Here is a 15,857-nt window from a genome sequence, read left to right on the forward strand (position 1 = left end):
CCCGCGCGCGTCCCGCCGGCTTACAGCACCCTGGCTTCGGTCTTCAGCTTGCCGACCAGCGTCGCCGCGTCCGGCACTTTCACGCCGGCCGCGCGCTTCGGCGGCTCGTTCACGGCGAGCACCTTCAGCCGCGGTGTCACGTCCACGCCGAGATCGTCCGGTTTCACTATTTCCAGCGGCTTCTTCTTCGCCTTCATGATGTTCGGCAGCGTCACGTAGCGCGGCTCGTTCAGGCGCAGGTCCGTGGTGACGACTGCGGGCAGTTGAAGCGACAGCGTTTCCGCGCCGCCGTCGACTTCGCGCGCAACCGTCGCGTTGCGGTCCGTCACCACGAGCTTCGATGCGAACGTCGCCTGCGGCAACCCGGCCAATGCGGCCAGCATCTGCCCGGTCTGGTTCGAATCGTCGTCGATCGCCTGCTTGCCGAGGATCACCAGCGACGGCTGCTCCTTGTCGACCAGCGTCTTCAGCACCTTCGCGACACCGAGCGGTTCGACCGCCGCGTTCGTCTCGACGAGGATCGCGCGGTCCGCGCCGATCGCCAGCGCGGTGCGCAGCGTTTCCTGCGCCTGGGCGACGCCGACCGATACCGCGACCACCTCGGTCGCGATGCCGGCCTCCTTCAGGCGCACCGCTTCTTCAACGGCGATCTCGTCGAACGGGTTCATCGACATCTTCACGTTCGCGAGGTCGACGCCGCTCCGGTCGGACTTCACGCCGACCTTCACGTTCGCGTCGACCACGCGCTTCACTGCCACGAGCACTTTCAACTGCCGGTCTCCTGTCGCCTGTCCGGTTACGAGCCGCCGCGCGTCAGCGCGCGGTAAACCCGCCGTCGATCACGAGCTCCGCGCCCGTCACGTAGCGGCCCGCCGGCGACACGAGATACAGGATGCCGGCCGCGATGTCGCGCGGGCTGCCGATCTTCGCCATCGGCACGTTGGTCTGCATGTACTCGAAGGCGCGGTCGGGATCCTGGCCCATCTGGCGGAACGCTTCCTCGAGCATCGGCGTGCGGATGTAGCCGGGATGCACCGAGTTCGCGCGGATGTTCTTCGCCGCATACAGCATCGCGTCGACCTTCGCCATCATCCGCACCGCCGCCTTCGACGCGTGGTAAGCCGGCACGTCGGGACCGCCGACGATCCCGTACATCGACGACAGGTTCACGATCGACCCGCCGCCGGCCGCCTCGATATGCGGGATCGCCGCGCGCGTGCACAGGAACACGCCGTTGACGTTCACGTCCTGCACGCGCTGCCACTGCGCGAGCGTGAGTTCGTGCGTCGGCACGTTATGCCCTTCGATGCCCGCGTTGTTCACCAGCACGTCGATGCGCCCGAAGCGCGCGGCGATCTCGCCGAACACGCGCGACACGTCGTCCTCGCGCGTGACGTCCAGCGACCAGAACGCGGCCTGCCCGCCCTGCGCGCGGATTTCGTCGACGAGCGCCTCGGCCGGCTGCGACAGCACGTCGAGAATCGCGACGCTCGCGCCGGCCGCGGCCAGCGTGCGCGCCGTCTCGGCGCCGATGCCGCGCGCCGCGCCGGTAATCACGGCCACCTTGCCGTGCAGGTCGAACAGTTCTTCGATCAGTTTCATCTTGTCTCCGTATAGGTCGGGCCCCGTCGTCGAGGGCATCCGGCGTTATCGCGCATTTTGCGTCGCGAGAAAATCGAGGCATTCCCGATTGAAGTAAGCGGCATGTTCCACCATCACCCAGTGGCCGCACCGGTTCATCAGTACGACCCGCGCGTCGCGACAGCGCTCGACGAACTTCATCGCGCCGCCGACCGGGTTGAAGCGATCGTCCGTGCCCCAGAAGCCGAGCACCGGGCAGCGCAGCTCGCCGAGCGCATCGGTCAGGTTCGGCACGCTCATCGTCGACAGCACTTCGGTCGGCTGCTCGACGCAGACCTTCATCCGCTCGGCAACGAGCGCGTCGGTGACGATCGCCGGATCGTGCACCAGCAGCGTCAGCAGCTCGCGCATCGTGTCGTCGTTCATCTCGCGATGGGTGAACAGCTTCACCATCCGCTGGATCCCTTCCATCCGGAAATAGGTGTCGCGATCCTCGACGCCGCCCGGCGCCATCATGATCAGCGCGTCGACCGCGTCGGGATGGTCGAGCGCGTATTTCAGCGCGACCGCGCCGCCGAGCGAGTTGCCGAGCAGCACCGCCGGCCCGACGCCGAGCGCCGTCAGCTGCGCATGCAGCGCGCCGACGAAGAAATCGAGCGTATACGCGACGTCCGACGGTTTCGACGACTGCCCGTAGCCCGGCAGGTCGACGACGATCGCGCGATGGCCCGCCGCCGCGAACGCCGGGTAGTTGTGCTTGAAGTTGCTGAAGCCGCTGGCGCCCGGCCCGCTGCCGTGGATGAACACCACTGGCCGGCCAGCGCCCGCCTCGAAATGATGCAGGCGCAGGCCGCCCGGTACGTCGGTGAAGATGCCGTCCGGCGGCGTCGTGGGGGTCGTCATCGCGGGTTGTCTCCTTCGTCGGTCGTGACATGCATGCCCCGATGATTGCGCGCGCCGCGCCGGCCGGCATCATCCTTTCAGACTACGAAACCGCGCGCGCTTGTTCCTATCATCGGCCCCACTGAAACGGCAATCGCGACGGAGGCGGACGGTGAGCGGATTCGACTACAGCGGCAAGACGGTGCTCGTGACGGGCGGCACCAAGGGGATCGGGCGGCGCATCGCCGAACGGTTTCTCGCGGCGCGCGCGCGGGTGTTCGTATGCGGGCGCAGCGCACCCGACACGCCGCCGGCGGCCGGCGGGCGCACCGCGACCTTCGTCGCGGCCGACCTGCGCGACATCGAGCAGGTCGACGCGCTGCTCGCGACGATCCGCGACACGGCCGGCGGCCTCGACGTGCTGGTCAATAACGCGGGCGGCTCGCCGTTCGCGCTCGCGGCCGACGCGTCGCCGCGCTTCACCGAATCGATCGTCCGGCTGAACCTGATCGCGCCGCTGCAGCTCGCGCAGCGCGCGAACGCGATCATGCAGCCGCAGCCCGAAGGCGGCGTAATGCTGTTCATCGCCAGCGTCAGCGCGTCGCGGCCTTCGCCCGGCACGGCCGCCTACGGCGCCGCGAAAGCGGGCCTCGTCAACGCGGTGACGTCGCTTGCCGTCGAATGGGCGCCGCGCGTGCGCGTCTGCGCGATCAGCCCGAGCCTCGTACAGACCGATGCGGCCACCGAAGGCCACTACGGCGACCACGACGCACTCGACGCGATCCGCGCGACGATTCCGGCCGGCCGGCTCGCGACGCCCGACGACGTCGCGTCCGCTTGCCTGTTTCTCGCATCGCCCGATGCGTCGTATGCGTCGGGCGCGAACCTGCGGCTCGACGGCGGCGGCGAACGGCCTGCGTTTCTTGCGGCCGCGCAGACTCGGTAGCCGATGTCCTAGGGAAGTCATCTAGTTCATTTTGACGATTCCCTGCTACCGCGACGTCCCTACTCTGCCTCTCACGACAACCACAGTCGACCGTCGTCGATACCCCAGAGGAGACACCATGCATCAACGGATTTCGCGCCGTACCGACAAGCGGGCCGCCGCCACGCTGTCGACGCTGACCGCCGCGCTGCTGTCGTGCGCCGTACCCGACGCGCACGCCGGCAGCACGATCGAGCTCGGCGCCGATACGACGCTCGACTACACGTTCACGCTCAGCTACGGGCTCGGCATGCGCACGCGCGCGCCGAGCGGCAACCTGCTGACGCCCGCGAACATCAACGGCGACGACGGCGACCGCAACTTCGCGAAGAACAAGCTGATCGAAAACCAGGTCAGCCTGCTCGGCGAAGTGAACCTGAAGCACGACGACTGGGGCGTGTTCGTTCGCGCGGACACGTTCTACGACCAGGCCTATCACCGCCCGAACTACAACGACGCACCCGGCACCGTGAACCAGTCCGGGCAGTACAACAACTTCACGAGCGACGCGCGCTACTGGTCGGGCGGCCACACGACGCTGCTCGCCGCCTACGCGTACAACACGTTCAAGATCGGCACCACGAGCCTGAACGTGAAGGTCGGCGACCAGGTCGTCGCGTGGGGCGAAAGCCTGTTCTTCCCGAACATCGCCGGCGCACAGGGGCCGTCCGACGCGACCAAGTCGTATATGGCCGGTGCCGAGGTGAAGGACATCCTGCTGCCGGTGCCGCAGATCTCGACGCAATGGCAGATCACGCCGAACTTCAGCGTGCTCGGCTACTACCAGTTCTCGTTCCAGCAGAACCGGCTGACCGCGCCCGGCACCTACTGGAGCTATTCCGACGTGACCGGCCCCGGCGCGCAATACATCATCGGCCCGGGCGGGATGATCATTCCGCGCGGCCCCGACGACAAGCCGAGCGCACGCAACCAGTGGGGGATCGGCGCGCGCTTCCGCGTGCTCGGCGACACCGAGCTGGGCCTGTACTACCTGCACTACAACGACATGAACCCGAGCGTCGTCACGACGTACTTCCCGACGCTCCAGTATCAGCAGACGTATTTCAACAACATCAAGCTGACCGGCGCGAGCTTCTCGACGCAGGTCGGCCCGGTGAACGTCGCGGGCGAAGTGTCGTACCGGCAGGGCGCGGCGGTGCTGGTCAATACGCCGACCGGCCCGCAATCGACGCGCGCGAACGTGCTGCAGACCAACCTGTCCGGCATCTACTCGATCGGGCCGAGCTTCCTCGCGAACTCGCAGTCGCTGATCGGCGAACTGACGTACGTGCATGCGGGCAGCATCTCGGAACTCGACGGCTCCACCACGCTTGCGAACTCGCGCAACGCGCTGGCGCTGGAGATCGCCTGGACGCTCAGCTACAAGAACGTGTTCAACGGCTGGGATCTCGACGTGCCGCTGACCTACACGCACGACCTGACGGGCACCTCGCCGCTGGCCGGCGCGCTCGGCTCGCTGACGGGCCAGGGCGACCACCGCGTGACCGCGGGCCTGACCTTCACGCGCCTGAGCAACCTGCAGCTGTCGCTCGTCTACGCGAAGTTCCTCGGCTCGCCGAACCCGGTCACGCGCCCGCTCGCGGATCGCGACTACGTGCTCGCCACGGCGACCTACCACTTCTGAGCGGCGCGGCCGCTCGTTACCCAGCCAGAAGAGGATTGTCATGAAACGCATTCGTCTCCCCCTCCTGCGCGCGTCGGTGATGGCCGCCTGCGCGCTCGCCGCGACGGCGTCGTTCCCGAAGGTCACGCCGGACGAGCTGAAGGCGCTCGACGGCCCGCTCACGCCGATGGGCGCGGTGCGCGCCGCCAGCAAGGACAGCGGCGTGCCCGAGTGGTCGGGCAAGTGGCTCGGCACGCCGCCGGACGTGCAGTACAAGCGCGGCGGCCGCTACCCCGATCCGTTCGCGAACGAGAAGCCGATCGCCACGATCACCGCGGAGAACATGGCGCAGTACGCGGAGCACCTGACCGACGGCCAGAAGGCGATGTTCAAGCGCTACCCGACGACCTTCAAGCTGATCGTCTATCCGAGCCATCGCGACTTCCGCTATTCGGATGCGGTCTACAAGGACATCCGCACCTACGCGCCCGATTCGACGATGACGCCCGACGCGAACGGCCTGACGAACGCACCGCCGCAGGTGCCGTACCCGATTCCGAAAACCGCCGCCGAGCTGCTGTGGAACCAGCGCTTCTCGTCGGCGATCGGCACCGAGCAGGCGACCTACGACCAGGCGGTGGTCTACTCCGACGGCAACATCGCATGGGGCAAGGTGCGCTACGACATCTACTCGCCGCGCAACGTCGGCAAGTACGACGTGAAGAGCGACCTGAACAATCGCACCTTCTATCGCAACGCGACGGAGCTGCCGCTGTCCGACCGCGGCTCGCTGATCGTCGGCTTCACGAACTGGGACAAGGCCGGCGCGGACAATTCGTCGCGCACCTGGATGTACAACCCCGGCACGCGCCGCGTGCGCCAGGCGCCCGAATACGGCTACGACCAGCCGCAGGGCCCGGGAGGCTTCCGCACCGTCGACGACGACCGCCTGTACAACGGCCCCGGCGATCGCTACGACTGGAAGATCGTCGGCAAGCGCGAGATCTATGTGCCGTACGACAACTACAAGGTGATGGACAGCGCGGTCAAGTACAGCGACCTGCTGACCAAGGGTCACGAGAATCCGGCGTACGTGCGCTACGAACTGCACCGCGTATGGGTGCTGCAGGCGACGCTGAAGAACGGCTATCGCCATCAGTATGCGAAGCGCGTGCTGTACATCGACGAGGACTCGTGGATGACGCTGCTCGCCGACAACTACGACGCGCGCGGCCAGCTGTGGCGCACCAACGTCGCGACGACGCTCTACGCGTATGACGCGAAGACGTTCTACCCGAGCGCGGTGTTCTATCACGACCTGATCTCGGGCGCGTACCTCGCCGACCGCCTGACGAACGAAGGGCCGATGCCGAAGCTCGACAACAGCCCGCAGTTCTCCGAAGCATATTTCTCGCCGGACGCGATCCGCAGTTCGGGCAACTGACGCGCACCTGCGACCCGCGCGCCGGGGCATCGCTCCGGCGCACCCTGCCGCCGATCCGGCGGCCTTTTCCATCGAGGGCCCTTTGATGTCTTCCCGCTTGCATACGACGCTCGGCGACGAACTGTACGACGCGTGGCACGCCCGTGCGCCGGTCACGCCGCTGTCGGGCCGTCCGCGCCGACTGTCGCTCGACGATGCGTACCGGATCCAGCAGCGCTTCATCGAACGTCGCGTCGCGCACGGCGAATCGGTCGTCGGCAAGAAGATCGGCGTGACGAGCCAGGCCGTGCAGGACATGCTGAACGTGCGCCAGCCCGACTTCGGCATCCTGCTGTCCGGCATGCACCATGCATCGGGCGAAGCGATCGCCACCGACGCGCTGATCGCGCCGCGCGCGGAGGGCGAGATCGCGTTCATTCTCGCGCACGACCTGCGCGGCCCCGGCATCGACCGCACCGACGTGATCGACGCGACCGCCGCCGTCGCGCCCTGCTTCGAGATCGTCGATTCGCGCATCCGCGACTGGGCGATCCGCATCGAGGACACCGTCGCCGACAACGCGTCGTGCGGCGTCTACGTGCTCGGCGACGCGCGCGTCGATCCGCGCACGCTCGATCTCGCCGCCTGCGAGATGACGATCGACAAGAACGGCGAGCGCGTCGCGCAGGGCCGCGGCGACGCGGCGCTCGGCCATCCCGCCGACGCGGTCGCGTGGCTCGCGAATACGCTCGCCGCCTACGACGTGCCGCTGCTCGCCGGCGAGATCGTGCTGTCCGGCTCGCTCGCGAAGCTGATTCCGGTCACGGCCGGCGATGCGCTGTCGATGCAGATCGCCGGCATCGGCGGCTGCGAGGTTCGTTTTACCTGAAGAAAAAGGAATCCTGATGAAGAAGATCCCCTGCGCATTGATCGGGCCGGGCAATATCGGCACCGACCTGCTGTACAAGCTGCGCCGCTCGCCGGTGCTCGAACCGGTGTGGATGGTCGGCGTCGATCCGGCATCCGACGGTCTCGCGCGTGCACGCGCGTTCGGCCTGAAGACCACCGACCAGGGCGTCGACGGCCTGCTGCCGCACGTCGCGGCCGACGGCATCCGCATCGCGTTCGACGCGACCTCGGCCTACGTGCACCGCGAGAACGCCGACAAGCTCACCGCGCTCGGCGTGAAGATGATCGACCTGACGCCGGCCGCGATCGGACCGTACTGCGTGCCGCCGGTCAACCTCGACGCGCATCTCGGCAGCGCGCAGAGCAACGTGAACATGGTGACCTGCGGCGGCCAGGCGACGATCCCGATGGTCTACGCGGTGTCGCGCGTGCAGCCGGTCGCGTACGGCGAGATCGTCGCGACGGTGTCGTCGAAATCGGTCGGCCCCGGCACGCGCAAGAACATCGACGAATTCACGCGCACGACGGCCGGCGCGATCGAGCAGGTCGGCGGCGCGCGCAAGGGCAAGGCGATCATCGTGATCAACCCGGCCGAGCCGCCGCTGATCATGCGCGACACGATCCACTGCCTGACCGACGGGCCGCCCGACGTCGATGCGATCACCGCCTCCGTGCATGCGATGGTCAAGGAGGTGCAGCGCTATGTGCCCGGCTATACGCTGAAGAACGGCCCGGTGTTCGACGGCAATCGCGTGTCCGTGTTCATGGAGGTCGAGGGCCTCGGCGACTACCTGCCGAAGTACGCGGGCAACCTCGACATCATGACCGCCGCCGCGGCCGCCACGGCCGAGCGTTTCGCCGAACAGATGCTGGCCGCGACGGCCGCCACCGCTTGAGTCGAGGAGTCACACGATGTCACTTGCAGGCAAGAAAATCACCGTCCACGACATGTCGCTGCGCGACGGGATGCACCCGAAGCGCCACCAGATCACGCTCGACCAGATGCGCGACATCGCGGCCGGGCTCGACGCGGCCGGCGTGCCGCTGATCGAGGTCACGCACGGCGACGGGCTCGGCGGCGCGTCGGTCAACTACGGCTTTCCCGCGCACACCGACGAGGCCTACCTGAGCGCCGTGATGCCGGAGCTGAAGCAGGCGAAGGTGTCGGCGCTGCTGCTGCCCGGCATCGGCACCGTCGAGCACCTGCGCATGGCGCACGAACTCGGCGTCGGCACGATCCGCGTCGCGACGCACTGCACCGAGGCCGACGTGTCGGAACAGCATATCGGCCTTGCACGCAAGCTCGGCCTCGATACGGTCGGCTTCCTGATGATGGCGCACATGTCGTCGCCGGCGCAGCTCGTCGTGCAGGCGAAGCTGATGGAATCGTACGGCGCGAACTGCATCTACATCACCGATTCGGCCGGCCACATGCTGCCCGACGACGTGACCGCGCGGATCGGCCAGGTGCGCGCGGCGCTGAAGCCGGAGACCGAACTCGGCTTCCACGGCCATCACAATCTCGCGATGGGCGTCGCGAACTCGGTCGCGGCGGTCGCCGCCGGCGCGAACCGGATCGACGCGGCCGCCGCCGGCCTCGGCGCCGGTGCGGGCAACACGCCGATGGAAGTGTTCGTCGCCGTATGCGACCGGATGGGGATCGAGACCGGCGTCGACGTGTTCGCGATCTCGGACGTCGCCGAAGATCTCGTCGTGCCGATCATGGACGCGCCGATCCGCATCGACCGCGATGCGCTGACGCTCGGCTATGCGGGCGTCTACTCGTCGTTCCTGCTGTTTGCGAAACGCGCGGAAGCCAAGTACGGGATTCCGGCGCGCGACATTCTCGTCGAGCTGGGCCGTCAGCGACTGGTCGGCGGGCAGGAGGACATGATCGAGGACGCGGCGCTGACGATGTCGCGGGCGCGGGCGGGCGCGGCCTGACGCGATATCGCCGCGACGGTCCGGAAGCAACGGGGAAACGGGGCGCAAGCCTCGTTTTTCGTTTCGGGCAGCGCGCATGCGGGTCGCGCCGGGCCGGGCGAACCTGCGGGCATGCCGTTTGCACGCCTGCTGCCCTCGCCTGCTGACACCACGCTGGCAGCAGGCCGCGTCTACGCTCGAACGATCGCCCGTCGAGGAATGCCGCTCATGACGCATGCCGGAGAATCCGCCGCCCCCGTGCACTGCACCGCCAGACGGCGCGGCGTGACGCTGCTCACGCTGTGCCTTGCCGTGCTCGTCGCGCAGGTCGATACCGCCGTCGTCAATCTCGCGACGCGCGCGATCGGCGCGTATTTTCATGCGGGCGTCGGCGCGCTGCAGTGGGTCGTCGACAGCTACAACCTCGCCTACGCGGTGTTGCTGCTGAGCGGCGGGCTGCTCGCCGACCTTTACGGCCGCCGTCGCGTGTTCCTGGCCGGCACCGCCGTGTTTACCGTCGCCTCGCTGCTGTGCGCGCTCGCGCCGTCGGTGCCAGTGCTGATCGGCGCACGCGCGCTGGCCGGCGTCGGCGCGGCGCTGCTGCTGCCGGCGTCGCTGGCGATCGTGCGCGTCGTGTGGCGCGATCCGGTCGAGCGCGGCCGCGCGCTCGGCATCTGGGCCGCGTGCAACGGCGTCGCGATGGCGATCGGGCCGACCGTCGGCGGCGTGCTGATCCGGCACTTCGGCTGGCGCAGCATTTTCTTCGTGGTCGTGCCGCTGAGCGTCGCGGCGATGCTGCTCGCGATCCCGGCCGTGCCGGAATCGTCCGATCCGCGCGGCCGTCATTTCGATGCCGGCGCGCAGGTCGCCGGCGCGCTTGCGCTCGGCACGCTCGCGTATGCGGCGATCGTGTTCCGCGATTCGACGGTCGCCAGCGCGATCGCGGGCTGTGTCGCCGTGGCGTCGTTCGCCGCCTTCATCGCGATCGAACGGCGCCACGGCGATGCCGCGCTCGTGCCGCTCGACCTGTTCGGCATCCGCGCGTTTCGCGGCGCGATCGCCGCGACCGCCGGCATGACCTTCGGCATGTACGGCGTGCTGTTCCTGCTGCCGCTGACGTGGCAGAGCATCGGCCGGCTCGACGCGACCGGCGCGGGCCTCGCGCTGCTGCCGATGGCGCTCGTGTTCGTCGTCGTGTCGCCGTGCTCGGGGCCGCTGTCCGAGCGCGTCGGCACGCGGACGACGACGGCCGGCGGCGTCGCGGTGATCGCGAGCGGGCTCGCGGCGATCGGCGCGTCGGCGGCCTCGCCCGGTTTGCTCGGCGCCGGGATCGGGCTCGCGCTGACCGGACTCGGGATGGGAATCGCGACGGGGCCGCTGATGACCGTCGCCGTCGGCGCGGTCGACAGTGCGCGCTCCGGCACCGCGAGCGCGCTCGTCAACGTCGCGCGGATGACCGGCGCGACGCTCGGGATCGCGGTGCTCGGCACGCTGTTCGCAGCCGCGCACGGCGGCGTCGGGGGCCTGCGCGCGGCGATGTTCGCCGGTGCGGCGGTTCAGCTGACCGGCGCGGCCGTGTCCGCCGTGACGGTGCGGCGCGTGCGCGCGTCCGCGTCGTAGTCGAAAGCGCGCCAGCCGCCATCATCCGGGCAGCGCTCAATGATGTTTCTTCGCATGCCGGCGTCGGCGATGCGCATCCCGCGCCTGCAGCAGCGCCGGCATCAGTTCCTCGATGTACTGGCGCGCCTGCCCGCGCGTAACGATCTCGCTGAAGCGCCGATGGGCCGTGTCGTGCCCCACCAGCGCCGCATGCGCTTTCTTCAGAATGTGCAGGAACGCGACCAGGCTCGTGCCGTCGCGCACGGGCAGCGCATCGCGCGGGTCCGGGTGCGTATTCATGTTCCGATCCTTTGCGGGCAGTCGGTGCGGCAGGTGGCGGTGACGAGCGGCAACAGGTCGCGCGCGGCGCGGTCGCGATCGGTCAGCGGCGCCAGGCCGAACAGCCGCTCCAGCGTCGCGGGCACCGACGCGTGATCGTAAGGCGTGTGATCGACCTGCCCGGCCGCGACCCACGGCGAAATCACGAGTGCCGGCACGCGCACGCCATACACGTCGAACCCGAAGCCGCTTGCGTTCAGCGTCGCGGGCGCGCCGTCGTTCGGCGGCGCCGCCGCACCGGGCCGGACCGAATCGTAGAAGCCGCCGTGCTCGTCGTAGACGATCACGAACAGGCTGCTGTCCCACACCGGCGAATTGCGGATCGCGTTGTACACCGTAGCGGCGAGTCGGTCGCCGCCGGCGAGGCCGTCCATCGGATGATGCGAGCTGCCGTTTTGATAGGTGCCGTGCACGATGTCGCCGTAGCCGGGCTCGATGAACGTGTAGCGCGCCGTGTAGCCGGCGGCGAGATCGGCCTCGAAATGCGCGAGATCGTCGATGTCGAAGAAGCTGACACCCTTCAACGACGCCACTTGCGGCACGTGGCCGAGCGGATCGCCCGACTGGTCCTGGTAGATGCGCCAGTTGTCGTCGCCGAGCGCGGCGAAGATCGACCCGTTCGGATAGTGAAAGCCATCGAACGATTCCCAGCCGCCCATTTCCTCCCGGGTCGGCGAATGGTCGAGTCCCGCCGACGATGCGCCGTGCAGGAAGAACCGGTTCGGCCAGGTCGGCCCCGGCATCGACGCATGCCAGCCGTCGCACACCACGAACGCGCTCGCGAGCGCATACAGCGACGGCGCCTGCGTACGGAGATCCGCGCCCTGCATGATCTTGCCGGCGTCGGCCGCCTGCGGCGGCGTGCCTTCCGAATGCGACGTCGCGTAGTTCGACACGAACCCGGAATTGTCGACGGGCGGATAAGGCTGCCCTTTCACGAACGGCACGCCGGCACCGCAAAGCTGCTCGAGCACGTCGGTGAATTCGTGGCACGGATCGGTCGGCATCCGGTCGGGCGCGCCGCCGCCGAACGGATAAGTCACGCCGTCGTGGACGTTGCCGTTTGCGGCCGACGCGGCCACGATGCCGGGCAGGCCCGACAGCGCGAACAGATGATCGAACGAGCGGTTCTCGAGCATCAGCACGAACACGTGCCGAATGCGGTCCTGGACGGACGGGACTGCTGGGGCTGCGTCTGCACTCATGGCGCCTCCTGGCGTCGCGCGACGAAGTGTGCCGCGGCCGGCCGGCGCGCTGAAAGCGATGTAAGCTGCGCGGACCGCGGATCGTCGACGAGTGTACTGGGGCGTGCAGGCCTGCGTAAAGTCACCTGTCGCTGTATCCCGCGCAATGGAGGCCGGATCGCACAGGTCGGGAGCAAACGCAGGCATGCCGACATCGCCGTTTCGAACTCGATAAATCAGAAAACACACTTGGCCAACATGAACGACAATTTTCGCAACCTCATCCCGGACGCGCTCAAGAACGTCAAGCTGTCGCGCAACAGCCTCCCGCCGACACGCGACACGAAGCAACTTCCGTACGGAAGCCTCGACGCCGGCCAATTCGAACTTTTCTGCTGCGAATTATTGAACAGGAACATCGAACGGGATGGGATGAAATCCAGGATCATCCGGATCGAACCGCTTGCCGGCGATGGAAAAAAACAATACGGCGCCGACATTTTTGTCGAAACGGCAAATCAGGAAGATTCGTGGGTCGAGCTATTCGAGGTCAAACGTGTTGAAAAATTCGACCGCTCCGTATTCAGGACGGCGGCCGACAGATTTGCGAAAAACCGCGAAAAATGGGGTTACGACATCAGGAAATTTGTCGTGATTTCGTCGGAGCGGCTCGACGCCGATCTGATCATCGACATGAAGTCTCACCCGGATCGGCATTCCGTTCCCGGCGTCGCGATCGATATCTGGTCGGCCACGAAGCTCGATCAAATGCTGAGCGGATGCGAGTCGCTGGTTTTCAAATATTTTCATCCGGTCTGGACCGAAATCCTGTTTGGCGAGAAAGCGCGCGAGCACTACGAGAAATACGGCATCTACGAATTCAACGAATCCTCGAGCTGGATGAACTATGACGGCCCGAGCGAGGTCGAGATCGGCGATACCGTGACGATCCGGAACGATCACGTGAAAATTTACGGATTCCTGCCCACGCTTAGGAGCGGCAGCGCCAGTTGTCTCGTGGAATTGCGGAACGGCCGCTTCAGTCATGTTCTGATGACCCTGAATCATCGTGACCTGGTCGAACGGTATTTCGTGAACCCCGGCGCACCGCTCGACAACGACCTGCGGGATTTTCTCCTGCCGTACTACGGCGAGCCGTCGATGTGGTTCTGCGACATCGGGAACTGCCGCCTCAAGATCAGCGAAGCGGAGGCGCGCAATCTATGCAACGCATTCGACCGATATGCCGCGCGCTACATGAAGCGCCTCCAGGCGCACGAGGCGATCTGGCGAAGCGAGGCATTCTCCATCTACGAAGGAATCGGCTCCGCGGTCCCGCTGATGACGGTCAATCGCGGATTGTGGCGCGTTCTTCTGGCATTCGCCAACGCGCACGATGTATTTAAAACAGATACCGAATGGAGCATGTTCGAATCCAGCGGCACCGCTTATCTGAAAGTGATGACCCGGCAACAAAGCGAACGGTTCGATCCCGGATTTCACGTATTCATTCGCCCCACGAAAGCCGACCCTCTTTGCCAATCGTTTGAATATCCGGATACCGACGTCCTGCTCGCCTGGTGTCCACCACAGGATTTCGGGCTCAATCAATTCGAAGAGAAAGTCGGCCCGCGCTATTACTGGGACGTTGCGACAACGTACGAATGGATGGTCGACGAACTCATCCCTGCCGCGTTGAAGTGGGATCAATCGAAACAGCATCAGCCGGTACGCTGGAAAATTTTCAAACGCGGAAAATCCAAAGCGCGGAATCACCCCGAAAGCTTCGATATCAACAACTACATCCGATCCTGTCGACACGGAAAAATCGAAAACACCGGAGATATCGACACCGCGGAAAAACTGCTCACCGTCACGCGCCGCCTGCAATCGTTCTTCAGTTCGAGAAGAAGTACTGTCTACGTTTCCAGAGAAAACTACAAGCTTGCCTTTTCAGCACTGGGAACGGTCATCGAATATTCGTCATGCGATAACTTCGGCTACCTTCACGGCAATCTCGACTATCTGAAGAACGCTCGCGACATGCCGTCCCTGACACGTGCCGTGATCGAACATGCAGCAGCATGGAACGACTATTGCGCGAACAATTTCAAGATGGACCACCTGTTCCGTTGCTTCGACGCGGTACTCGATTCGGGGACGTGCCGCCTCAACGCCGTCGAGATCCGGGATGTTGCGAAGCAGTTAGACCCGCTCGTTCAGCTGATGCGGCAGGTCCAACTGCTCGATCGCCAGCAGAAACGCCTCGCGGCCCCGCATTGAGCGGCGCCGGCCGCGCCATCGCGCGACCGGCGGCCCGCCTTACCGCTCGAACACGTGATGCAGCGGCGGCGCTTCCGCACCGTCCCGGATCCGCATCTCGAAGGTCTTGCGCGCGATGCTCGACGGCCGCACGTCGGCGACGTCCAGATAGAACTGCCCGTACCAGTCGCGCATCTGGTACAGCGGCCCGTCGCCTTCGCACAGCAGCGGATTGTCGATCCGCGTCTTGCTGTGCCAGATATCGACGTCCTCGTAGAACGCGCGCTGCGCTTCCTTCACATACGCGTTCGCAATCTCCAGGTTCTGCTCGTCGGACAGCCCCGGCACCTTCTTCACGATCACGCCGTAACGCAGCTCGAAGCTGTTCATGTCGATCGGCACATGGCAGTTCAGCAGCACCGAATGAATCGGCTGGCCGCCGCTCTGCCCGGTCATCTGCGTGATGTGCACGGCCGGCCCGAAATAGGTCGACAGCGCGGTCAGGCTGTCGCCGCCGAGCTTCTCGCTGCGGCCGACCATCAGCTGCGTCGCCTTGTGATCCTCGAACAGGTTCGCGAAATAGTCGATCGGCGCACGGTGCACGGTCGCGAAGTGCGCGACGTCGGAGATGTTGTCGACCAGCTCGCGGCAATTGGCCTGGATCACCATCTTGTCTACGACCCAGTCCGACCATTCGTCGGAAAAACACACGTCGAGGCGCGGAATCGCGACCTCCGGCGGCGGCGCATGGCCTTCCGGATCGTTCCATACGAACAGCAGCTGGTTTTCCTCGCAGGTCGGCCATGCGCCGATGCGCGCTTTCGGCGGAATCCGCTTGCAGTACGGAATCGACGCGCACTGCCCGTCGCCGTTCCAGGCCCAGCCGTGGAACGGGCACACGAGATGGTCGCCTTCGACCTTGCCGAGGCTCAGGTCTGCGCCCATGTGCGGACAGTACGCATCGACGACATGGATTGTTCCGGACGAATCGGCGAATACGGCGAGCTTGCGGCCGAACGCGTTCAGCGTGTGCGGCTTGCCGTCCTTGTAGTCGCGGGCGAGCCCGAGGCAGTGCCAGCCGCGCGCATAGCGCTGCGCGAGCGGCTGGGCTTCGATCTTGTAAGGGCGTGCGGACATGTGGGTTGA

General features: G+C 66.4%; 14 protein-coding genes. 8 read left to right on the forward strand and 6 right to left on the reverse strand.

Translation table 11 applies throughout. From position 1 onward, the window contains the following. Window positions 1-20 precede the first annotated feature (20 nt). The 3 genes from BST28156_RS06855 to BST28156_RS06865 are packed head-to-tail and all read right to left on the reverse strand — an operon-like array spanning window position 21 to window position 2,484. A complete protein-coding gene (locus BST28156_RS06855; RefSeq protein ID WP_174901812.1) occupies window positions 21-770 on the reverse strand; it encodes an electron transfer flavoprotein subunit beta/FixA family protein in 750 nt (249 codons plus the stop codon). 43 nt (window positions 771-813) lie between these two features. Continuing rightward, window positions 814-1,602, reverse strand: coding sequence for an SDR family NAD(P)-dependent oxidoreductase (locus BST28156_RS06860; RefSeq protein WP_059517186.1), 789 nt, complete (start codon window positions 1,600-1,602; stop codon window positions 814-816). Between the two features lie 45 nt (window positions 1,603-1,647). Continuing rightward, a complete protein-coding gene (locus BST28156_RS06865; protein WP_060237690.1) occupies window positions 1,648-2,484 on the reverse strand; it encodes an alpha/beta fold hydrolase in 837 nt (278 codons plus the stop codon). A 151-nt stretch (window positions 2,485-2,635) separates the two neighbouring features. Between BST28156_RS06865 and BST28156_RS06870 the strand changes: the two genes are divergently transcribed. The 7 genes from BST28156_RS06870 (at window position 2,636) to BST28156_RS06900 (ending at window position 10,947) form a co-directional block, all read left to right on the forward strand. Continuing rightward, complete coding sequence (locus BST28156_RS06870) at window positions 2,636-3,409, forward strand: SDR family oxidoreductase (protein WP_174901813.1); 774 nt, start codon at window positions 2,636-2,638, stop codon at window positions 3,407-3,409. Between the two features lie 118 nt (window positions 3,410-3,527). Next, window positions 3,528-5,093 (forward strand): DUF1302 domain-containing protein, encoded by a 1,566-nt coding sequence (locus BST28156_RS06875; RefSeq protein WP_060237681.1) that lies wholly within the window; start codon window positions 3,528-3,530, stop codon window positions 5,091-5,093. 40 nt (window positions 5,094-5,133) lie between these two features. Continuing rightward, on the forward strand, window positions 5,134-6,516 hold the full coding sequence (locus tag BST28156_RS06880) for a DUF1329 domain-containing protein (RefSeq protein WP_174901814.1): 1,383 nt from the start codon (window positions 5,134-5,136) through the stop codon (window positions 6,514-6,516). Window positions 6,517-6,601: 85 nt separating this feature from the next. Continuing rightward, window positions 6,602-7,384 carry a 2-oxopent-4-enoate hydratase gene (gene dmpE / locus BST28156_RS06885; RefSeq protein ID WP_174901815.1) on the forward strand — a complete coding sequence of 261 codons (783 nt, stop codon included), beginning with the start codon at window positions 6,602-6,604 and terminating at the stop codon, window positions 7,382-7,384. Between the two features lie 16 nt (window positions 7,385-7,400). After that, window positions 7,401-8,300, forward strand: coding sequence for an acetaldehyde dehydrogenase (acetylating) (locus BST28156_RS06890; protein ID WP_174901816.1), 900 nt, complete (start codon window positions 7,401-7,403; stop codon window positions 8,298-8,300). A 16-nt stretch (window positions 8,301-8,316) separates the two neighbouring features. Next, window positions 8,317-9,348: a 4-hydroxy-2-oxovalerate aldolase gene (gene dmpG, locus BST28156_RS06895; protein WP_174901817.1), complete on the forward strand. Its 1,032-nt coding sequence runs from the start codon at window positions 8,317-8,319 to the stop codon at window positions 9,346-9,348. Between the two features lie 207 nt (window positions 9,349-9,555). Then, entirely contained in the window at window positions 9,556-10,947 is a 1,392-nt protein-coding gene (locus tag BST28156_RS06900) for an MFS transporter (protein WP_174901818.1), read from the forward strand. Between the two features lie 36 nt (window positions 10,948-10,983). Here the strand turns inward: BST28156_RS06900 and BST28156_RS06905 are convergent, their stop codons facing one another. Then, window positions 10,984-11,226 carry a hypothetical protein gene (locus BST28156_RS06905; protein ID WP_174901819.1) on the reverse strand — a complete coding sequence of 81 codons (243 nt, stop codon included), beginning with the start codon at window positions 11,224-11,226 and terminating at the stop codon, window positions 10,984-10,986. Further along, window positions 11,223-12,470 carry an alkaline phosphatase family protein gene (locus tag BST28156_RS06910; protein ID WP_174901820.1) on the reverse strand — a complete coding sequence of 416 codons (1,248 nt, stop codon included), beginning with the start codon at window positions 12,468-12,470 and terminating at the stop codon, window positions 11,223-11,225. Before BST28156_RS06910 ends, BST28156_RS06905 begins: the two co-directional genes overlap by 4 nt. A gap of 228 nt (window positions 12,471-12,698) precedes the next feature. On the opposite strand from BST28156_RS06910, the gene BST28156_RS06915 reads away from it, so the two are divergent. Further along, window positions 12,699-14,732: a hypothetical protein gene (locus BST28156_RS06915; RefSeq protein ID WP_174901821.1), complete on the forward strand. Its 2,034-nt coding sequence runs from the start codon at window positions 12,699-12,701 to the stop codon at window positions 14,730-14,732. Between the two features lie 39 nt (window positions 14,733-14,771). Here the strand turns inward: BST28156_RS06915 and BST28156_RS06920 are convergent, their stop codons facing one another. Continuing rightward, window positions 14,772-15,848: a 3-ketosteroid-9-alpha-monooxygenase, oxygenase component gene (locus BST28156_RS06920; RefSeq protein ID WP_174901822.1), complete on the reverse strand. Its 1,077-nt coding sequence runs from the start codon at window positions 15,846-15,848 to the stop codon at window positions 14,772-14,774. Between the last annotated feature and the right edge of the window lie 9 nt (window positions 15,849-15,857).

The organism is Burkholderia pseudomultivorans (assembly GCF_902499075.1).
Lineage (GTDB): Bacteria > Pseudomonadota > Gammaproteobacteria > Burkholderiales > Burkholderiaceae > Burkholderia > Burkholderia pseudomultivorans.